General features: G+C 70.2%; 14 protein-coding genes. 7 read left to right on the top strand and 7 right to left on the bottom strand.

Annotated features, from left to right (window positions below; all coding sequences use genetic code 11):
* Positions 1 to 157: 157 nt before the first annotated feature.
* A complete protein-coding gene (locus ACP6CK_RS16465) occupies positions 158 to 2,083 on the bottom strand; it encodes a hypothetical protein (protein ID WP_426954380.1) in 1,926 nt (641 codons plus the stop codon).
* A gap of 1,019 nt (positions 2,084 to 3,102) precedes the next feature.
* Between ACP6CK_RS16465 and ACP6CK_RS16460 the strand changes: the two genes are divergently transcribed.
* A complete protein-coding gene (locus tag ACP6CK_RS16460; protein ID WP_426954379.1) occupies positions 3,103 to 3,867 on the top strand; it encodes a class I SAM-dependent methyltransferase in 765 nt (254 codons plus the stop codon).
* A gap of 136 nt (positions 3,868 to 4,003) precedes the next feature.
* Here the strand turns inward: ACP6CK_RS16460 and ACP6CK_RS16455 are convergent, their stop codons facing one another.
* Positions 4,004 to 4,600, bottom strand: a complete 597-nt coding sequence (locus tag ACP6CK_RS16455) for a carboxymuconolactone decarboxylase family protein (protein ID WP_426954378.1) — start codon at positions 4,598 to 4,600, stop codon at positions 4,004 to 4,006.
* Positions 4,601 to 4,613: 13 nt separating this feature from the next.
* Positions 4,614 to 5,672 carry a Bug family tripartite tricarboxylate transporter substrate binding protein gene (locus ACP6CK_RS16450; RefSeq protein WP_426954377.1) on the bottom strand — a complete coding sequence of 353 codons (1,059 nt, stop codon included), beginning with the start codon at positions 5,670 to 5,672 and terminating at the stop codon, positions 4,614 to 4,616.
* 57 nt (positions 5,673 to 5,729) lie between these two features.
* Here ACP6CK_RS16450 and ACP6CK_RS16445 point away from each other — a divergent pair, with 57 nt between their 5' ends.
* A complete protein-coding gene (locus ACP6CK_RS16445; protein WP_426954376.1) occupies positions 5,730 to 6,467 on the top strand; it encodes a DUF72 domain-containing protein in 738 nt (245 codons plus the stop codon).
* Between the two features lie 293 nt (positions 6,468 to 6,760).
* On the opposite strand, the gene rpoD is transcribed toward ACP6CK_RS16445, so the two are convergent.
* Complete coding sequence (rpoD, locus tag ACP6CK_RS16440) at positions 6,761 to 8,665, bottom strand: RNA polymerase sigma factor RpoD (RefSeq protein ID WP_426954375.1); 1,905 nt, start codon at positions 8,663 to 8,665, stop codon at positions 6,761 to 6,763.
* Between the two features lie 262 nt (positions 8,666 to 8,927).
* Here rpoD and ACP6CK_RS16435 point away from each other — a divergent pair, with 262 nt between their 5' ends.
* Entirely contained in the window at positions 8,928 to 9,650 is a 723-nt protein-coding gene (locus ACP6CK_RS16435) for a DUF7168 domain-containing protein (RefSeq protein ID WP_426954374.1), read from the top strand.
* Complete coding sequence (locus ACP6CK_RS16430; protein WP_426954373.1) at positions 9,650 to 10,093, top strand: hypothetical protein; 444 nt, start codon at positions 9,650 to 9,652, stop codon at positions 10,091 to 10,093. The genes ACP6CK_RS16435 and ACP6CK_RS16430 overlap by 1 nt, the downstream gene beginning before the upstream one ends.
* Positions 10,094 to 10,226: 133 nt before the next feature.
* Here ACP6CK_RS16430 and ACP6CK_RS16425 read toward each other — a convergent pair whose 3' ends face one another.
* The gene (locus ACP6CK_RS16425; RefSeq protein WP_426954372.1) at positions 10,227 to 11,144 is read right to left on the bottom strand and encodes a DMT family transporter; all 918 of its coding nucleotides are present in this window, start codon (positions 11,142 to 11,144) and stop codon (positions 10,227 to 10,229) included.
* Between the two features lie 147 nt (positions 11,145 to 11,291).
* Positions 11,292 to 12,557, bottom strand: a complete 1,266-nt coding sequence (locus ACP6CK_RS16420; protein ID WP_426954371.1) for an MFS transporter — start codon at positions 12,555 to 12,557, stop codon at positions 11,292 to 11,294.
* Positions 12,558 to 13,589: 1,032 nt separating this feature from the next.
* On the opposite strand from ACP6CK_RS16420, the gene ACP6CK_RS16415 reads away from it, so the two are divergent.
* The 3 genes from ACP6CK_RS16415 to ACP6CK_RS16405 all read left to right on the top strand — a co-directional run bounded on the left by ACP6CK_RS16415 (position 13,590) and on the right by ACP6CK_RS16405 (position 18,604).
* Entirely contained in the window at positions 13,590 to 14,045 is a 456-nt protein-coding gene (locus ACP6CK_RS16415) for a helix-turn-helix domain-containing protein (RefSeq protein ID WP_426954370.1), read from the top strand.
* Positions 14,046 to 14,547: 502 nt separating this feature from the next.
* The gene (locus ACP6CK_RS16410) at positions 14,548 to 17,274 is read left to right on the top strand and encodes a DUF6600 domain-containing protein (protein WP_426954369.1); all 2,727 of its coding nucleotides are present in this window, start codon (positions 14,548 to 14,550) and stop codon (positions 17,272 to 17,274) included.
* Between the two features lie 508 nt (positions 17,275 to 17,782).
* Positions 17,783 to 18,604, top strand: coding sequence for a class I SAM-dependent methyltransferase (locus ACP6CK_RS16405; protein WP_426954368.1), 822 nt, complete (start codon positions 17,783 to 17,785; stop codon positions 18,602 to 18,604).
* A 91-nt stretch (positions 18,605 to 18,695) separates the two neighbouring features.
* Here ACP6CK_RS16405 and ACP6CK_RS16400 read toward each other — a convergent pair whose 3' ends face one another.
* Positions 18,696 to 19,673, bottom strand: coding sequence for a Bug family tripartite tricarboxylate transporter substrate binding protein (locus ACP6CK_RS16400; protein WP_426954367.1), 978 nt, complete (start codon positions 19,671 to 19,673; stop codon positions 18,696 to 18,698).
* Positions 19,674 to 20,074 lie beyond the last annotated feature (401 nt).

The following is a 20,074-nucleotide window of genomic DNA, read 5'->3' as shown; positions in this document are numbered from 1 at the left end:
TCAATCGTTGGAGCGGATGACGCCGCACCGAGCATCGTCACTGTCGTGCAGGCGACGGAAGGCCCTGATCCCGGCGCTACAGCCTGCAAGCCGGTCGCGAACCCTGGCCGGGTTGTGGACGGGCATGCAGCCCGATCCCCGTCGGTGATCCGGTGGGTCACGCGATCCCGATGCGCCGCGCACCCTCTCGGAACCGCTCCTCGCCGTCCGGTCGGGGTTGCATGGCGGCGATGAGGTCTTGGACGCGGTAGCCGGGCAGGGTCTGACGGATGGCGGCGACCTGGTCCCGCGCCTCGTCGAGCCGGCCGGCGAGAGCGAGGGAGACGGCGGCGATCGCCAGGATGTGGACATGGGCGTTGGGCCGGGCGGCGGCCTTCAGCCCGGCCTCCGCGGCCTCCTCGAACCGGCCGAGCCGCACCAGCGCCATGGCGCGCGCGCCGAGCATGCCGAAGAGCATCGGATCGAAGGGGCTGAGCCGGCGCGAGTGGTCGGAGGCGGCGACCGCGGTGCCCGGATCGCCGGTGAGCGAGTGGACGAAGGCGAGGGTGTAGTGGCCGAGCGCGAAGTTCGGGCTCAGCGCCACGGCCTGCTCCAGCTCCTCCACGGCGGGGTCGTGGCGGCCGCGCAGCCAGAGCGCCCGGCCCATGGCCCAGTGCGCGGCGGGGTCGCGGTCATCGGCCATCAGCCCCTGCCCGGCCGCGGCATAGGCCGCCTCCACCGCGGCAGGACGCTCCGCCCAGCCCTGGAAGGCGTTCTGCCAGTGCGTGAAGGACAGGCCGGCATAGGCGCGGGAGAAGGTGGGGTCGAGGCGGATCGCCGCCTCGAAGAAGTGCCGCGCGCGCTCGTTGTCCGGGCGGTTGAAACGGTACATGTGCCAGAGGCCGCGGTGGTGCGCCTCCCAGGCGTCGAGGGAGTCGGGCGGCTTGAGGATCGCGCGGTTGCGCTCGATCGCCTCGATCTCGCCGGCCACCGAGGCGACGGTGCGGTTGCCGATCGCGTCGAGCACGAGGAAGGCGTCCTCGGCCGCGTGGTCGAGCACGTCGGTCCAGACGATCCGGGCGCTGCGCGCCTCGGCAAGTTCCACCGCGACGGCGAGGCGGCCGCCGCGGCGCTGCACTGAGCCGCTGACGACGTAGTCCACGCCGAGCATCCGGCCCGCCTCGGCCGGCGCGACGCCGCGGTCGCGCAGCGCGAAGACGGTGCCGGGCGCGATGACGAAGAGGCTGCGCAGCTTCGCCAGCCGCGTGATCACGTCATAGACGAGCGCGTCGGCGGGGCCGCCGGGGAGGCCGGGACCGGCGGTCAGCTCCGTGAAGGGCATCACGGCGACGGAGGCGCGACGGGCGCCGGCCGGTGAGACCTCCACCGGCGCCTCGGCCGGGGCAGGGGATATGGGGCAGGCTGCGACGCGGGGCCGCGGGGCTTCTTCCACCCCGGTGCGGGCCGCCCGCCAGAGGGCGCGGAGCGGGGCGGCGTCGAGGCCCTCGGCCTCGAACAGGCGGGCGGTCGCCGCGAGATGCTCCTCCGCTTCCCGGATGCGGCCGCGGCGGGCGAGGGCGGCCAGCACGGCCTCGTGCGGGCGGAGGTCGAAGGGGGCAAGCCGGAGCCAAGCGCCGAGCGGGGCGGCGGCCTCCTCGTCCGGCAGGCGGCCGACGAGCTCCTCCAGCAGGGTGGCGTGGAGGTCGCGGAAGCGGCGGCGCTCGGCGACGAGCCAGCCCTCGAAGGCCGGCAGGCGGTCAAGTTCCAGACCCTCCAGGAGGTCGCCGGCGAAAAGGGAGGCCAGTGCGCGCAGCCGCTCCGTGGCGAGCGTCCCGATGCCGTCGCGGGCGGCGTGCGCGACCTCGATCGCGTCCACGGAGGTGTCTGCGAGGTTGAGGGAGACGGCGTCCGAGGGAGTTTCGACCCGGCGTCGGCCGGGGGTGTCGAGGACGCGGCGGAGGCGGCTGAGGCACCAGCGGAGCTCGCCGCGGGGGTCATCGGGGACGTCCCAGAGGAGCTCGCAGAGCTGTCCGCGAGGAACAGGGTGCGGAGCGAGCGCGAGGTGGCCGAGCAGCGCCCGCAACTTGCGCGAGGCCGGCAGCACCAGCGGCGACCCTGCGCGGACAACGGACAGCGGGCCGAGAAGGCGAATCTCGGATGTCTGTTCACCCTCGTCCCGGTTCGGCAGGTCCGATCCTGCGTGCATCCTCGCCGAGGTGCCGAACCGGCTTGGCCTATCCAGGGTCTTTGCGGTCAGCATGTCCGTGAAGCACCTGATCGAAGGCCAAGGTCGCTCACCTGCGGAAGCGTCGGCGTGATCGCACAGCGCCCTGTCTTCGTCAGGAGCGTGAGTTCCATCGGGGTAGGCTGGACGAGAGCACGGACGAGGTTCAGCCTACGGCCCAGCATCAGGACGGGTGACATGCGATCGCCTCCCTTGTCTGGTTGATGCGCCTGCTCCCGATCCTTAGCAAACTGGAATAGCTAACGCTGACCCTTAAATTTCCTGGGGGTGTTGGGCGACCTTTGGCTGAGCTGGTTCGCGGTGGATGCCTGTCGCCGTGACCGGTCTGCCACGGCAGCGTGCGGCCCCTTGTCGGTGCAAGCATCGCTGACGCGACGAGAAGGACGGCGTCGTCGAAGACTTAAACAAGAGGCGTGACGCTGCCCGAACATTCGGGCTGCTCGGTTCAGTATCCCGAGATGCCACGCGAAGCCCTGATCCCGGGCGATCGCATCAACACGAGGCAGGGCTGGCCGACAGCGAATTCATCCCGCTCTACTTTCAGTCCGACGGCTGGGTCGGTCGGCAAGGACTGCACGTCACGCCGCGCAGCGATGGAACCGCACGCGCCATGAATGTGCGCCCGGTGTCGAACTGACGAAGGCGGTTTGGCCTGCCATCAGCGGGAAGGAGTTGGCCGCGCCCAGGTCGCTCAAGGCTTCGGATCCCGCCCTGCCCGCCCCGCAAGGGTAGGCCGGGACATGACTCAGCGTGGGCAACACAAAGCAGAAACCGACGATGGGCCGTGAACACTCTCCATGTCCATGCCTCCGCCATCTCTCCCCTTGCACCGAGGGAGCATGAGGGCATGCTGGCCGCCGCTGAGGAGCGAGCAGGCCATGACCCGAGCCCATCATGCCGTCGTCGAGGATCAGTTCGGCCCGCGTGCCAAGGCTTATGTCGAGAGCGCGGTTCATGCCGGCGGCGAGGACCTTGATGCTCTTGAGGCCGTGGTGCGCCGCGTGGCTCCGGTCCGGGCGCTCGACCTGGGAACTGGCGGAGGGCACGTGGCCTACCGCATGGCCCGCCATGCCAGGAAGGTCACGGCGTCGGACCTGTCAGGCGAGATGCTGGCCGCGGTGGCGGCGACCGCCCGAACCAGGGCGCTGGACAACATCGAGACCATGGAGGCCCCCGCGGAGCGCCTGCCCTTCCCGGATGCCGCCTTCGACTTCCTGGGCTGCCGCTATTCGGCGCATCATTGGCATGACTTCGAGAGGGGGATGCGGGAGGCACGGCGGGTGCTGGCGAGAGGAGCTACCGCCGTGGTGATCGATGCCTACTCCCCCGGTTCTCCTCTGCTCGATACGCATCTCCAGGCCGTGGAGCTGCTCCGCGATCCATCGCATGTCCGGGACTACACGGCGGCGGAATGGGCCGGCGCCCTGGTGCGTTCCGGATTTCAGATGCGGACGGGCCGGACCTGGCGCATCCGCATGGACTTCGATGTCTGGATCTCTCGCATGCGCACGCCAGCCGTCCATGTTCAGGCGATCCGCGCGCTGCAGGCTGCCGCCTCCGCCGAGGTGCGCGATCACTTCGCGATCGAAGCGGACGGATCCTTCATGCTGGATGTGATGATGGTGGAGGCCATAGCCGCCTGAGTGCCCCGACCATCGACATTCAGTGCTGTCGGGCGCCTGCAGACACTCGCTGAATCATCAGAGAGGCCCACCGGCCGCCACGACGGATCATCCCATCCGTCAAACAGCTCAGCGGCCTGCCTGACGGCCCCAGATTTCATGGAAGGGATGGGAGCGGGGCTAACCCGCCAGCTTCTCCGACCGGCGGAAGAGGCGGTGTGGCGCCAGCAGGCAGCGGGATGCAGTGCAGATTCAGGGCAATGCAGACCATGGTGTAGAAGCCGATCACGGCGACCAGTTCCACCGTGCCGCGTTCCCCCCAGCGAGCCAGCACGGCTTGGTAGGTGCTGTCGTCGGCTTGGCCGGCCGTCTGAACCTGCTGCGTGAGTTCATACACCTCCCGCATCTCGGCGGTGGGAAAGGCCGGCCGGGCTCCGGTCCGGATGGCTTCCACAAGATCGGGATCCAGCCCTGCCTTGATCGCAGCCGCCGCGTGAACAAGAAACTCGAGCTGGCTGTTCCAGCGGCGCCCGACGATGATGATCGCCAGTTCCAGCAGTGCCTTGGGCAGCACCGTCCCGTGCCGGAGTGTGTCGCCGAGCTTCCACCAGGCCTCGGCCAGGGGCGGACTGTGAATATTCGCCCTCTGAGGTCCCACCATGCTCCGGGTCGGTCCTGCGATGATCCGCTCGTAAAGGTCCAACTGTTCGGGTGACATCTCGGCGGGACCGGGAAGGGACAGGCGTGGATTCACCGGCAGGGTCCGTTCAAAGCTGGATGTTTCTTTCCCGGAAAACAGGCGCCCAGTAGCGCATCTCCTCTTCGAGAAAGCGCGCGAAGGCGTCGGGGCCCGTGAAAAGCGGCTCGATGTCATCCTCGATCAGCGCGTTGCGCGCTTCGGCGCTTCCCGAGAGCGACTGGAAGCCGCGTACGAGGTCCGCGCGCACCGAGGGAGGCGTGGCACTTGGCGCGAGGAAGCCGTACCAAGTGCGGGCGACGACATCCAGGCCGCTCTCCGTGAGGGTCGGCACCTGCGGGGTGATCAGTGACCGTCGGGTGCCGCTCGAGGCGATGGCAACGAGCGCGTCAGATCGGGCCGGGCCGCTGGTGGTGGCGGTAAAGACGGCATCGATGTTGCCTGCCAGGAGATCTGTCAGGGCCTGGCCGGAGCCCCGATAGGGGACATGGATGATCTCCACCCCGACGCGGGCGGCGAAGACCTCGCACGCGACGTGCGGCGTTGAGCCCACACCGGACGAACCGAAGCGCAGACCGCCGGGCTGCGTGCGGGCGACGTTCAGGAAGCTCTCCAGGTCCGGCGCATGGAGCGAACGGCGTGTGTACAGCGTCATCCCGCCCACTCCGGCCAGGGAGAGGGGGGCGAGCGAGCCGGGGTCGTAGGGCAATTCCCGCATCAGAAGGCGATTGCCGACCAGGCCGAAGCTGGCCATCAGAAGGGTCTGGCCATCCGGCGGGGCCTTGGCAACGGCGGCCGCTCCGATCGTTGCCCCGCCACCGGGCTTGTTGCTGATGACGATCGGCTGTCCCCAGGCGGCCCGGAGCGGATCCGCCATCGCGCGAACGTAGCGGTCGGCCGGGCCGCCGGCGGCGTAGGGCACCACGATCTCCACGGGACGCGTCAGAACTGGCCCTTGGGCATGAGATGACCGGTGGGCGCCGACGAGCGTGGCCGCACCCGACAGGACCAGAGGGCGCCGGCCCAGACGCTTCCACTCTGTCATGTGTTTCCTCCCCCAAGCTGGTCCTGCCGCCACGATGAAAGATACGATGGGGGCACAGTGCGGTCGATGGAGCGGAAGCGTCATGCCCGGAACCAACGGTCACGCCAGCGATCCTTTGGCAAATCGGCTGAAGGGAACGCGGTGAACACCGCTCGCATCGGGACGGCGGGCTGGAGCATCCCCAGGCAGCACGCAGCCGCGTTTCCGGGCGACGGCACCCATCTGGAGCGGTACGCGCGCCAGCTTCCGGCGGTGGAGATCAACTCCTCCTTCTACCGGCCGCACCGCCCCGCGACCTATGCGCGTTGGGCTGCGAGCGTCCCTTCTGGGTTCCGCTTCGCGGTGAAGTTGCCGCGGGAACTCACCCACACGCGCAGGCTTGCCGAACCGCAGGAGCCTCTGGCCCGCTTCCTGGGCGAGGCTGAGGCCTTTGGGGAGGCCCTGGGGCCACTGCTCGTGCAGCTACCCCCATCTCTTCGCTATGATGAGGCTGCCGCTGACCTGTTCTTCGACGCCGTCCGAGGCCGTTTCGGGGGGTATGTCGTGTGCGAGCCGCGGCATCCCACGTGGTTCACGGAGGCCGCCGGGGCGCGGCTGACGGCCTTCCGCATCGCGCGCGTGGCGGCCGACCCGGCGGTCGTGCCGCGGGCTGCGGAGCCCGGTGGCTGGCCGGGTCTGACCTATTGGCGGATGCATGGATCGCCGAAGATCTACTATTCCGACTACGCGTCCGAGATGATCGGGATGCTGGCGGGGCGGGTGCGCGACGCCGGACGGACCGCGGAGGAATGCTGGTGCATCTTCGACAACACCGCGCTCGGCGAGGCCACGGGTGATGCGCTGGAGCTTCGCAAACAGCTTGTGGCCGATGGCAGCTGAGGGCTCGTCGCGGCATGGAACCCGGGCGTTGCCCTTCGATGGCCTGACCGTCCAGGCTCTGTCTCAGACCTGCCGGTTCCAGGCGCCGCACCAAGCGCCGGCTCGAGAAGAGGGTGCCCCTGCAGACAGCACACCCCTTCTCGACATCTCCGACCGGCAAGCCTCTTCGCTAGTCCGTGGCCTTGGTCATCCCCATCGGGATGGCCGTGAAGGCGTGACCCCGGGGAACCGGGGCCACGCATGACTGACGCATTCCGATCACCAGCCTGACGGTCGGTCCTGCCGGAAGGCCCTCAACCTTCGTCGAGGAAGCTGCGGAGCTGCTTGGCACGCGTGGGATGCTTCAACTTCCGCAGGGCCTTCGCCTCGATCTGGCGAATGCGCTCGCGGGTCACGTTGAACTGCTGCCCGACCTCCTCCAGCGTGTGATCCGAGTTCATGCCGATGCCGAAACGCATCCGCAACACCCGCTCTTCGCGCGGCGTCAGGTCGGAAAGAGCCCTGCTCGCGGCATCCCGCAATCCGGCATGGACGGCGACGTCGAGCGGCATCACCGCGTTCTCATCCCGGATGAAGTCGCCGAGATGGCTGTCCTCCTCGTCGCCGATCGGGGTCTCGAGGCTGACCGGCTCGCGCGCGATCTTCTGAGCCTTGACCACCTTCTCCAGCGGCATGCCCATCTTCGCGGCCAGCTCGGCTGGCGTCGGTTCCCGGCCCAGCTCGTGCAGCATCTGGCGGGAGGTCCGGTTCAGCTTGTTCACCGTCTCCGTCATGTGCACCGGCACGCGGATGGTGCGGGCCTGATCCGCGATGGCGCGGGTCACCGATTGCCGGATCCACCAGGTGGCATAGGTGCTGAACTTGAACCCGCGACGGTACTCGAACTTGTCGACGGCCTTCATGAGGCCGATGTTGCCCTCCTGGATCAGGTCCAGGAACTGTAGGCCGCGGTTCGTGTACTTCTTGGCGATGGAGATCACGAGGCGCAGGTTCGCCTCGATCATCTCCTTCTTGGCGCGGTTCATGTCGCGCTCGCCCCGGGCCACGACGGCCTGCACGCGGCGGAACTCCGCGATGGGTAGCCCGGCTTCCTCGGCGATGGCGAAGATGGCCGAGCGGGCCTCCTCCGCCTCGGCGGCATGGCGCGTCGCGAACGCCATCCAGCCCTTGCCCCGACGGGTGGCGAGACCGGCGACCCAATCCGGCCCGTGGCCCGAGGCGCGGTAGACCGTCAGGAAGTCGTCCCGCTTCACGCCAGCCCCTTCCGCGATGCGGAGCAGGCGTCCCTCCGCGGTCGTCAGGCGCTTGTTGACCTCCCGCATCCGCTCCAAAAGCTCGGCAATGCGGTTCGCGTGCAGGTGGACCTGCCCGATCAGCCCGACCAGTTCGGTGCGGAGCCGGGCGAACTCCTTCTCGTCGGCCGCGCTGAGGCCGCTCCCGTCCGTGTAGGCCGCCATGCGGCGCGACTGGAGCTCGCGCAGGGATCCCCAGGCCGCCTCAATCGCGGCGAAGGCGGCGAGGGCCTCCGGCTTGACCTGCTGCTCGAGGACGGAGGGAGGAATGATCGAGCCCCCCTCGCTGGCCTCGTCCTGGTCCTCCTCACCCTCGGACCCGGTGTCGGACGCCGCCTCCTGGGTTCCGGCCGTCGCCTCGAGATCGAGGACATCCCTGAGAAGCAGGCTTCCGTCCTGGATGCCACGGTACCAGCCGAGGATCGCGTCCAGCACCAGCGGGGCCTCGCAGAGCCCCCCGATCATCATGTCGCGGCCGGCCTCGATCCGCTTCGCGATGGCGATCTCGCCCTCGCGGCTGAGCAGCTGGACCGAGCCCATGTCGCGCAGGTACATGCGCACCGGGTCGGCGGAGCGGCCGGCATCCTCCTTGACGTTCCCGACGACCTCCTCCTCGCCCTCGGCGGCGGGGGGCGCCTTCTCGGCGGGATCAGCCTCCTCGGCCTCCTCGTCCTCGGCGACCTCGACGCCGATGGCGGAGAGCACGCCGAGGGCATCCTCGATCTGGTCGGAGGAGAGGTGGTCGGAGGGGAGCGCGGCGGACACCTCGGCATGAGTCACATGGCCCCGGGCCCGGGCAATCTCGACGAGCCGGCGCAGCGCCCGGCCCTCGGCCTCGGGCAAGGACGAGAGAAGCGCCTCGTCCCGCTCGTTCAGCACCAGTTCGTCGGCTGATTCCGGCGTCATTCCGATTCCTTTTCGCACGCGGATCAGGGGCGCTGCCGAGGCGGCGCCCCTGACTGATCGAGACCCTTGGGGCAGGCCTATGTGGCGACTCAGAGGGCTGATGCGAAGTCCCAATCTGCAATCTGATGCCCGAGAGGGGGCATGGCCGAACCGTGTTCCCCGCAGGGGTTCGCCCTCCTGACGAAGCAGGACGGCCAGGGATATCGCGGGGTGCCCGCCCTGCTATACCCTTCCGACGGACCTTCTAGCCCGGTTGCCCCCTTTGAGCCAGACGACTGAACTCGCCCGAGTCAAGGCGCGCATCCGAGCCCTTGCGGAGAAGACCGTCTCAAATGGCTGCACGGAGGCCGAGGCCCTGGCGGCGGCCGAGATGGTCGGCCGACTGCTGGAGCGTTACGCGCTCAGCATGGAGGAGGTCGACCTCCGCGCCGAGCCCTGCGTCCAGGTGGAGGTGCCCCTGCCGGGCCGGCAGCGCCGCCCGATCGACGGCTGCGTGCCCGCGATCGCCCGGTTCTGCGATTGCAAGGTCTGGTTGGCCCGCGACGAGGATCGGTCCCGCTACGTCTTCTTCGGCTTCGAGGCCGATACGACGATGGCCGTTTACCTTTTCTCCATCATCGACCGCGGGATCCGGCAGGAGGGATCGGACTTCCGGTCGCGGCATCCCTCCCTGCGTGGCGTCCAGCTGCGGCAGGCCACCACCAGCTTTGCGCATGGCATGTCCATGCGGGTCGCCGAGCGTCTGGAAGCGCTGCATGCATCGAGGGAGTCCGAAGTGGCTGCCCAGCGCACGACAGGGACGGCCCTGATCGTGCTGAAGCACAGCGTGGTGGAGGACGCGTTCCGCGCCAGCAAGGTCCGGCTCGTGGCCCAGCGCGGAGCCGGCATCCGGTTGGACGGAGCCTATCGGCAGGGCTACGAGGCGGGGGAGCGGGTAAACCTCCAGCGCCCGATGGGCGGGCCGGCGCGCGACCTGCTGAGCTGATGAGCGGCCGCGATCGCCAGCGTTCGCGGGTCTACGCGTGGGAGGACCGGGTCGTGGCACCGCATGCGCCGGACCTGATCCCGTTCGCCGCAGCCCAGCCCATGGTCAACGCGATCTGGGCAGAGATGGGGCTGCGCTGGCCACCCCGGGTCGAGGCCTTGCCGCCCCAGGCCACAGCGCGGCAGGCCGATGCCTCGCGTCTCCGGCTCCGGCTCTCAGAAAGCCTGCCCTCCTGGGTCCTCCTTCATGAGCTGGCCCACGCCATGACCAGCACGGCCGAGGGGGAGACGGATAGGCACGGCCCGCGCTTCATGGGTGTCTATCTCCGGCTGCTCGAACGCTACCTGCGCCTTCCGACCGAATCGCTGCTGCCCTCATTGGAAGTGGCTGGCGTCAGCGTGGACCTTGCGGCTCGACCGGTGTTTCTCGACCCCTTGTCCTGAGAGCCTGGGCCGAGCTCTGCGTCCGGTCGCGCCCGGCCGACATGTCCATACCGGGGCGGGCAGAGTGGATGCAGCAGGCCAGGATGCGTCCCAAGGAGGTGGCGCGGCATCGATGGCGGGCGGGCCTCGCTGCTTACGATTCCCGGCCTCTCCGCTGCCCGCGGCGGCGCAACTGCTGCTCGCGGAGGAAGATGAAAAGCCCCGCGCCGACGATCACGGCGGCTCCGGTCATGGTCATCGGCCCGATCACCTCGTCGAAGAAGACATACCCGAAGAGCATGCCCCAGAGGATCAGCGTGTACTGGTATGGCACGACCACGGAGGCGGGGGCGATCCGCAGGGACTGGTTCACGCAGAGATTGCCGCTGAGTGAGCCGATGCCCAGCAGGAGCATCAGCGTGAGGTCCAGCAGACCGGGCGGTGTCCAGCCCTGAATGACCACCAGCGTGCCGCCGAAGATCAGGGCTGCCAGCAGCTGCGCCGTCATCAGCACCGTCCCGGGTGTCCCGGCCAGCTTGCGGGTGGCGACGAGGAAAAGGGCATAGCTGAAGCTGCCCACCAGGGCACAAACGGCACCGAGCGACAGCGAGCCTGGCGAGGGATGCAGCGCCAGGATGACGCCGCCGAAGCCGATCGCCACGGCTGTCCACCTCCGCCAGCCCACCTGCTCGCCCAGCAGGAAGGGGGAGAGCGCGGTGACGTAGATCGGGCCGGCCATGTAGTAGGTCATCACCTCGGCCAGCGGGAGCTCCGTCAGGGCCCAGAAGAAGAGCGATCCCTCGAGGGTCGAGAACGCCACGCGCAACAGCTGCAACCCGGGGCGGGGTGGACGGAGAAAGGCGTAGGGGCCCGCTCGGATGATGGAGGGTGCCATCGTGCAGAGCCCGGCGATGCTGCGCACCAGCATGAGCTGTCCGACCGTGTAAGCCCCCACGAGCCACTTGCCGAGCGTGTCGTTGACAGCGAAGAGGAGGACGCCGAGCAGCATCATGATGATGCCGCCCGTGGCGCCCGTTGGTGCGAGGGCGCCCAGGCGCGGGAATGCGGACACGGCGGCGTTTACCTCAGTCGGCCCCCTTCTCCGAAGCGGGAGACGGCACGCGGGAGCAGTATCGAGGCGACGCTCCGCTGCAAAGCCCTTCGGACGCCTGCCCGATCGCAGCTTGATCAGGCTGTTGCGGCGTCCCGGATCCGGACATCAGGAAGGCCTCGGCATCGAATTTCCTGTCCGGCCTCTCAGGAGCAGGGCGCAGATCAATCCGATGCCGGCGAGCTGCGCCGCCATGACGAGAAAGGCGAGGCCGTAGCTGTCACTCCATCTCACCAGAAGCGTGAAGATCACCGGCCCGCAGATCGACCCGACAAAGCCGAAGAGGCTGGCGGCGGAGGTGACATCGCTGACGAGGGACAGGGGCGCCACACGGGCCAGTTCCGCCATGTGGACCCCGTTCCAGCCGATGGCCGTTGCGCCGACCAGGGCCGCGCAGCCGTACAGGGCCCACGGGCCCTGGCTGCCCAGGGTGACGAGCAATCCGACCGCCAGAGCTGAGCCGACCGCCTGCAAGGCGAGGTGCCGGAGAGCATGGCCCATGCGGTCGGCCAGCCACCCGAAGGCCACACGCCCGGTGACGCTGGCGATCTGCATGACCGCCACGATCTTCCCGGCCTCGACCAGGGAGGCTCCGTGCCGGGTCATGGCATAGGTTGCGGTGAAGGCGGTCAGGCAGGACTGCAGCACGGAGAAGGACGCGCCAAGAGCTGTCAGCAGCGGCAGGGAGGGGTGTGCGCGCAGGGTCCTGACGGAACGCAGCAGGACCATCGGGGAGAGCAGCGCGCGCGCCCAGCCCGTCTGGCTCTCGTCCCGTTCCCGATCCAGCCGCGCGCGAGAAGGCTGCACCAGGAGGATCGTCAGCAGGAGCACGCCGATAATGGTCCACAGGGCACCGGACAGGCCCTGTACCAGCACCAGCGGCGCCGCCGCGAGCCCTGCCAATGCCCCGCCCAGGGGAACGCCGGCCTGCTTGATCGAGAAGATCAGCGTGCGGTGCCGCGGCGGCGCTGAGCGAACGAGGATCCGGCTGCCCGCCGGCGTGTTGTGGCCGGTGCCGAAGCCGACGGCCAAGGCCCCGAGCAGGCCCAGCAGCCCCAGCGGCTGGGATAGGATGAGAAGGCCAAGTGCCATGCAGGCGAGCCCGATCTGCAGCGTGCGAACCGGCCCGTGGTGGCCGAGGAGCGGCCCCCCGCAGGCCAGGCACCAGCAGATGCCGGCCGAGGTCATGGCGGAGACGAGGCCAATGCTCTCGGGCGGCAGGCCGGCTCGGGCCATCAGTGGCGGTCCGAGGAGGGGAACTGCGAGGGAGGAGAAGGAGCTGACGGTCTGAACGAACAGGGTCACGACGAGGGCGCTGACCCACAGAGGCAATCTCAATGTCCGCGTCCACCCTTGGCACACCCGGTCCTGCATGCCGCCGGATCTGTCAGGGATTGTGCCGGGATCGGGCCATCGTGGCTAGGCGACGTCCCTCGATCGCCTGGGCGGCGCGCCATCTTCTGCGGCCGCGCCCTGCAGAGCCCTGTCAGCACCGGACGCGAAGACAGGCCGGGCGACGACTTCGCCAGGATGGAAAGGTCCCCGCCGGGACCGGCATGCCAACCCAGGGGCCGAGATCGAATCCTTCCTCACCCAAGGTCGGCACCCTCGGTATGGCCAATCATCCGCACGTCATCCGTGTCGGCGGGAATGCGCACGCGCGGAGTGCGGAGCTGCTCATGGAACTCGCCGAGAACGGCGGCGATCAGGCCTTTGCTGGCAGACAGGGCGCAGCGGCGCTCGCCTCGAGAGGATCGCGTCTGCCGCAGACGGCCGTGACCTCCGTCCCGATCACGATACGGCCGGGGCTATCGTCAGCGGGCACGCCGTTTCCGGTGCCCGCGCACGATGATGTAGCACGATCAACGGTCCATCCTGCGGAACCTCGGTATCCATCGCAGAGGACGGGCCGACGCGATCGCGTCGCCGATCCTGGGTCGGAACGGGATGCTCGCGCCGGTTCAGCCGGTCCCCCGTGTCGTGCCCGAGACGGTCCCGTGAAGCGCAGCACGGGAAAGCCCTTCTCGGCGTTGTCGCAGGCTGCCTGCGCAGCCAATCCAGCCAAAGCGGGACCGATCATGAGAGGGGCCGGCCATGCGCGAATGTCGCCGCGAGCAGACCGGGCCACCCCTCGGCCCATCGCCGCAAGGATCGCCGCCCGCACGGCCGTCCAACCCGGTAACAGCCCGGATCGGGGCGCGTGAGAGCCGAGGTCCCTGGCAGCCTTGGTCAGAATCCTTGCCGCAATTCCAGGTTGTTAGGATTTCCTTGACGATTGTCTCAAAAAGCAGCATTTTGCACGTCAGGGTTGATGATGATGGCGATGTGGTGTGGCGGGCGGAGCGCATTCCGGTGTGCCTCGCCTGAGTTTGCCCTCGCCTCGGATCGGCTTGGAGGAGCCAGTTGATGCTGCAGACAATGGATGAGCCCACTGGCGTCGAGAGCGAGAAGGCAGCGAGGCCGATCGACATTCATGTCGGCTCGCGCGTCCGTCTTCGGCGAACCCTCCTTGGAATGAGCCAGGGGGCGCTGGGAGAAGCGCTCGGCGTTACCTTCCAGCAGGTCCAGAAATACGAGCGCGGCGTGAACCGGATCGGGGCAAGCCGGCTGTTCGAGATCAGCCAGGTCCTGGACGTCCCGATCAGTTTCTTCTTCGACGACATGACGGACCGCCCGGCCAGCCAGACGGGTCTGCGCTCACACGGCGCATCCGGCATGGCGGAGCAGCAGCAGGGCTTCGAGGACGACGTGATGCATCGGCGGGAAACGCTGGAACTCGTTCGGGCCTACTACCGCATCACGGAGCCGGCCGTACGCAAGCGCATCCTCGACCTCACGAAGGAGCTTGCCCCGAGCGAGTAGCCCTTGATGGGTTTGGGCCCGAAGGGAACAGTCGAGCGGGACATGTGAGCCGGGCGGGGCGGGGGCGCGCCACGGGTGCTGCGTGACGCCGTTGCAGGCGCGGCGGCGCCGCATCTCGACGCCGGCTCACCTGATGCGGCTCTCGTGGTCTTCAGCGTCTCTCTCGGCCTGCTTGCCCGGCGCGGGCGTGGCTTGGGGTGCGTGTCAGGGGTCCATCCTGGGCGCCGATCGGGGAACTTGGTCGCGGCGACGTGACCGGGCCGCAGGGGCCGGCGGCCCCGTGGCCCGGTCACGCCATGGCCGTGCCGCAACTTCGCCTCACACGTCGCGTCAACCTCCCGACATGTCCCGGGTGCCCCCGCGCCCGCTGCAGGAGGGCCGTGCCCTGTCCGTCCCGTTCCGAACCTCGCTTCTCGCCGCGGTCGTCCTTGGCGCTCTCCTGGCTGCGGACGCGCGCGCGCAGTCCGGGGATGCGCCGTCCGGGGATGTTGTGAAGGGACCCGTGGAGGCCGTTCCGGGCAAGCCGTCCCTGGCTCCCGAGCCGCGCGCGATGGCACCAGCACCGGAGCCGCAGGACACGGCGCCGCGGTCGGAACTCCCCCTGCCGCGCGCCACGGGGGCCGAAGCGACCGCCACCTCCCCCTCCGCCGCGCCGCAGGTCGCACAGCCCGAGTTCCGCTCCGCTCCGGCCCGGCCGGAGGAGCCCCCCGCGCCAGCCCGGGTCGAGCGCGCGCCCGCCGTCCTCGCGCCGGCCGTGGGGGCCGCACCCCAGGCCGCGCGGGCAGGGGACGAGACGCCCGTCACCTTCGTGGACCCGCCGGCGCGGGTCGGCCGCATCGCCCGCCTTGTCGGCCCGGTCGAGGCACGCCTCGCCGGCGGTGACGTCTTCGAGCCGGCGCGTCAGAACCTCTCCATCACCTCCGGTGCGGCCTTCGCGACGGGCCCCGGGGGCCGTGTCGCGCTGGAGATCGGGCCAAGCCGCTTCGGCCTGGATTCCGGCACCCGCCTCCAGATCACGGCACTCGATGACGAGACGGTCGCGGCGGGGCTGGAAGCCGGTGTCCTGGCCGCCATCCTGCGGCCGGAGGAGCAGCCGCCGCGGATCGAGATCGGCACGGCCCGCGCCACGGTCGGGCTCGCCGTCCCTGGTCGCTACGTGATCGAGGCCGGTGGCCCCGGCCAGCCGACCCGCGTCACCATCTTCGACGGCGTGGCCCGGATCACGGGACCCAACATGGACGTGCAGCTTGGCCGCGGCCAGGCCGCGATCCTCACGGGCGGCGAGGGGACGCCGGTGACCATCACCGCCGCCCGGGCCGGCGCACCGCCGCCGATCCTCGCCTGGATCGATCCGGTGACGCCGGGCGCGCGCCCCCTGCCGCCCACCGCCCGGGCCATGACCGGCGCGACGGAGCTGGCCCTCGTCGGCGCCTGGGACCGGTCGCCCGATTACGGCGACATCTGGTACCCGCCTGCCGATGTGGGGCCGGACTGGGTCCCCTTCCGCCAGGGCGCCTGGGTCCCCGTCGGTGCCTGGGGCGAGACCTGGGTCGACGACCGGCCCTGGGCCTATGCCACCAGCCATTACGGCCGCTGGGTCCGCATCGGCCCGCGCTGGGCCTGGGCGCCGCAGCCCCTCTACAGGGAGCCGCCGCCGCGCATCCCCGTCTGGGCCCCTGCCGTCGTCGGCTTCGTCGGCCCTGGGCCCGGCCCGCGCTTCGGGCGCCCGGCCGGCTGGGTGCCGCTCGCACCCTTCGAGCCCTATTACCCGCCCTTCCGCGCCTCTCCCCGCTACGTGGAGCGGGTGAACGTCGTGAATGTCCGCAACGTCACGACCGTGACGAACCACTGGAACGTCGTCGTGGAGCGTCCCGTGCGCGACTTCGCGCCGGAAGGGCCGGTGGCAGAGCGCGGTGGCCTCGGCTTCCGCGGCGCGGCGTTGGCCGCCGCCGCAGCCGGTGGGGCCGCGGGCCTCGCGGCCGCGCGCTACGCCAATGCCCCGGCCGGAACCGCCCTGCCGGAGGCCGGGCTGCGCCCCCGCCAGCCCGTGGCCCCCCTTGCTCGCCCGCTGCCCCCCGCATTGGTCAGCGCGCCGCCCGGCCTGCGCGACGGCCGCGCCACCTTCGCGGGCCCCGATGGCATCCGCGGCACGGCCGACGACCGCGCCCGCCCGGGCCGCATCGGGCCCGACGGCATCTCGGATGACCGGGCGCGTGCCGGGCGCGCCGGCCCCGACGGGATTCCGGGCACCGTGGATGACCGAGCCCGTGTGGGCCGTGCGGGGCCGGATGGAATTCCCGGAACGGCGGATGACCGCGCCCGTGCGGGCCGGGCAGGTCCGGACGGCATTCCGGGAACCGCGGATGATCGGGCCCGCGTGGGCCGTGCGGGGCCCGATGGGATTCCGGGTACCGCGGAGGACCGCGGGCGGGCCGGGCGCGTCGGGCCTGATGGAATTCCTGGAACGGCCGACGACCGGGCCCGGGCTGGCCGTGCTGGACCCGATGGCATCGTCGGCACGGCGGACGACCGCGCCCGTGCGGGCCGGTCAGGCCCGGATGGCATCCCGGGAACGGTTAATGACCGGGCGCGCGTGACGGCTCCGGAAGGCCCGCGCGTCGGTCGGGCCGGTCCCGACGGAATTCGGGGCACCCCGGACGATCTGGCGCGGCCCGGACGCCTCGCGCCGCAGGGCCCTGGAGGTGCGCGCCTCGGCCCGGACGGCCTTCGCGGCACGGCGGATGATGTTGCGCGTGGCGGCCGGCCACCGATCGAGGGGACACCGCGTGGGCCAATGCCGGGTGCGGCCTTCACGCCACCGGCCGCCGTGCCGCGGGCCGAGTTGCGGCCACCGTCGGGCTTCGAGCCGCGGCGCGCGCCGCCTGTCGCGGACGTGCCCCGGGCCGCGCCTGCACCGCGCTTCGCGCCGCCGGCCTATGCGGCACCCCCGCCCCGCCCCGCGCCGCCGCCGATCGCCGCGGCCCCCCCGCCCCGGCCGGTGCAGCCGCCGATGATCGCGCGGCCGGCGGGGCCGCCGCCCGGCGTCGTCGAACGGCCTCGCTACGCGCCCCCGCCGGCCATCATGGCGGTCCCGCCACCGCGGCCCGCCGTCGCGCCCCCGCCGCGGCCGTTTGCCCCGCCCCCGGTTGCCGCCCCGCCGCCCCGCGCGGCCCCGCCTTCAGGGCCGCCACCGCAACAGGGCGAGCGACGCCGGCACGAGCGGGGCTGACCCCGGCCGAAGGGAAGGGAGTGGAACGCCGCCGGATCTGGCGGCGTCCACAGTCTTCGGCCTGGCAGGTCCGTTGACCTAGCTTCCGGTCACCTCTGACTCGCGGCGGATCGACTGGGTGCTGTCCGACATCCGGATACGGTGAAGGCGCTCCTGCCGTGCTCGACCGCGGGATGCCCGAGTTCTTGTCCTCGGGAATGGCTCGATCAAGCGTGAATCATCCGGGTGGTCCGCATCTGGTCGTGGTGACCTCGGTTCATCGCTGAGACGTTCCCGTCAGCAGCCACGAGGTGCTCGGGGCTTGGCTTTCGCGCTAAGGAACGGTGACTGGCGAGTGGTTTCGTCGGTGGCGCCGGCACGTGGGCCGCATCTGGGGAGAGCGGGCTCGTCTGATCGCACCGGACGTGGTTGGGGTCCTAGCGTCTGCCCGAGCCGCCCGCCTTCCGTCCGGAGCTGTTCCGCCCGGATCACCGGGACGGAGCAAGACCGCGGCGCCGGGAGCGCGATCATGACAGCCGGGCAGCAGCCGGACGCGACCGCTGGTCAGGCGAAGCTGTGGGCCGCGGGTGAGGTCTACGGGCCGTATGTGGGCCGGTGGAGCCGGCTCGTCGCACCGCGGTTCCTCGACTGGCTCGAGCCGCCGCAAGATGCGCGCTGGCTGGATGTCGGGTGCGGCACCGGCGCGCTCAGCGGCGCCATTCTGGGCCGATGCGCCCCGGTCAGGGTTGTCGATGTCGATTCATCGGCGGGCTTCCTCAGCTATGCCCGCCGCCAGGTGGTTGACCCCCGGATGGAGTTTCACGAGGGCGATGCGCAGTCGCTCCCCGTAGCGGCGGGGACGTTCGATCTTGCTGTCAGTGGCCTCGTGCTGAACTTCGTCCCGGATCAGGCGAAGGGGGTGGAGGAGATGCGGCGCGCCGTCCGGAAGGACGGCCAAGTGGCAGCCTATATATGGGACTACGCGAACGGCATGCAGATGATGCGGCGATTCCGGGATACGGCGGCGCAGCTCGACGCGGGCGTGGCCGGGCGGGACGAGTCGCTGCGATTTCCGCTCTGTCAGCCCGGGCCGCTGAAGGATCTGTTCGAGGAGGCGGGAATGCGCGGGGTGGAGGTCACGTCCATCAAGGTGCCGACAGTGTCTCGCGACTTCGACGACTACTGGAGACCCTTCCTGGGTGGAGGAGCGCCCGCGCCATCCTATTGCATGTCACATTCGGAGGATCGTCGGGCGGCGCTGCGGGACCGGTTGCAAGCGGCTCTTCCGACGAACGAGGACGGCAGCATCCATCTGACAGCGCGTGCCTGGGCTGTTCGCGGCACGGTGTAGGGAGACGATCGCTGTCCGACCGGCCGGCAACGGTCATGGGCTGTTGCGAGGATGCTGGAAGCAACGGAGCGGATCTGCTGGCTCTTGAGCGTCAATCCGGCCGTAGATTGTTGGCCCGGACGATCGGCTCCCATTTCGCAAGTTCAGCGCGGAGGAAATCGCCGTACTGCTCCGGTGTGCTGTACTGTGCCTCGAGACCCTGACGGGCAAGCGCCGCGACGACCTCCGGCGTCTCCAGCGAACCCCGGATCGCGGCATCGAGTCGAGCGATCGCGTTCGGCGGTGTTCCACGCGGTGCGAGCAGCCCATAGGAGCTGAACACCTCGTAACCAGGCACGCCGGTTTCGGCGATGGTCGGCACGTCCGGCAGTGCGCGCACCCGCCGCGGGGTCGGGACGGCCAGGGCCCGCAGGCGTCCGCTTTCCACGTTCGGCAGGGCCGTCGGCGCGGTGGAGAATGCGTAGTCGAGCCGGCCCGCGATGAGGTCTGTCATCAGCGGAGCCCCGCCCCGATAGCTGACGCCGAGCGTCTCGATCTGGGCCACTCGGTCGAGCAGAAGGCCGGACAGATGGCCCGAGGTCCCGACGCCGGAGTATCCCCAATTGAGCTGGCCGGGGCGACGCCTCGCGTCTTCCACGAGTTCTCCGGCCGTTCGCCAGGGCCGGCCGGCGGGGACGACGAGCACGCCGTACGCCTCGACGAGCGTTCCGATCGGCACGAGATCCCGCAGCGGTTCGAAGGGAAGGTTGCGGTCCATCACCGGGTTCACGATCAGGGGCCCGATGGTGCCGAGCAGGATGGTGTAACCGTCCGCAGCGGCGCGCACGGCAGCTTCCGTGGCGATGTTTCCGCCGGCGCCGCCCCGGTTCTCGATCACGACCTGCTGGCCGAGCAACTCCGACATCCGTGGCGCCACCGCACGGGCGGCACCATCGGTCGCGCCGCCCGGGGCGAAGCCGACCAGGAGGCGGATCGCGCGGTTGGGGAAGGCTGCATCCTGCGCCAGAGCATGACGGCTCGCGGCCGGTAGGGCTGCCATGGCGACCAGGGCAGCACGGCGGGTGGGCAAGTGGCAGTCCTCCGCTTTGATCGGCCTAGGCTCGGAGCGCCCGGGATGGACTGTCAACTGCCGCAACAGACGACTGATCGCCCGCTGGCATCGAAGCTGCTGAGCCGGGAGCGGTGCCGAGCGAAGAACCGGTGTCGTGCTACGCGAACCAGATGCCCGGGCTGGGATATCGGTGGACCGGTGAGGACGTTGTCCCGGGCCGATGGACATCCGCCCGAGCGCGCCTGATACACTCGCCCACCGTGATGGCGAAGGCCGAAGAGCTGGATTGCGCGTGCATGGGCCACTGCCGCAGCTCACCTCGCCCCATCCTGACCCCATCGAGGGCAGCATGGAGGGGCGTCAGCGACGCAAGCTTGACCTCGCTTGCCGGATGCGGTCCGTCCCACGCTCCTGGTCCG

This window comes from Muricoccus radiodurans, from assembly GCF_050154705.1.
In the GTDB taxonomy this organism is placed as follows: Bacteria; Pseudomonadota; Alphaproteobacteria; order Acetobacterales; family Acetobacteraceae; genus Roseomonas; species Roseomonas radiodurans.
Note: the sequence above shows the minus strand (reverse complement) of the source record. Positions and strands in the feature narration are given on the sequence as shown.

What these genes read in the sequence shown, in the direction of transcription:
- ACP6CK_RS16460 (WP_426954379.1), top strand. Translation starts at nt 3,103, where the DNA reads ATGACCCGAGCCCATCATGCCGTCGTCGAGGATCAGTTCGGCCCGCGT.
- ACP6CK_RS16450 (WP_426954377.1), bottom strand. Translation starts at nt 5,672, where the DNA reads ATGACGCTTCCGCTCCATCGACCGCACTGTGCCCCCATCGTATCTTTC.
- rpoD (WP_426954375.1), bottom strand. Translation starts at nt 8,665, where the DNA reads ATGACGCCGGAATCAGCCGACGAACTGGTGCTGAACGAGCGGGACGAG.
- ACP6CK_RS16430 (WP_426954373.1), top strand. Translation starts at nt 9,650, where the DNA reads ATGAGCGGCCGCGATCGCCAGCGTTCGCGGGTCTACGCGTGGGAGGAC.
- ACP6CK_RS16420 (WP_426954371.1), bottom strand. Translation starts at nt 12,557, where the DNA reads ATGCAGGACCGGGTGTGCCAAGGGTGGACGCGGACATTGAGATTGCCT.
- ACP6CK_RS16415 (WP_426954370.1), top strand. Translation starts at nt 13,590, where the DNA reads ATGCTGCAGACAATGGATGAGCCCACTGGCGTCGAGAGCGAGAAGGCA.
- ACP6CK_RS16405 (WP_426954368.1), top strand. Translation starts at nt 17,783, where the DNA reads ATGACAGCCGGGCAGCAGCCGGACGCGACCGCTGGTCAGGCGAAGCTG.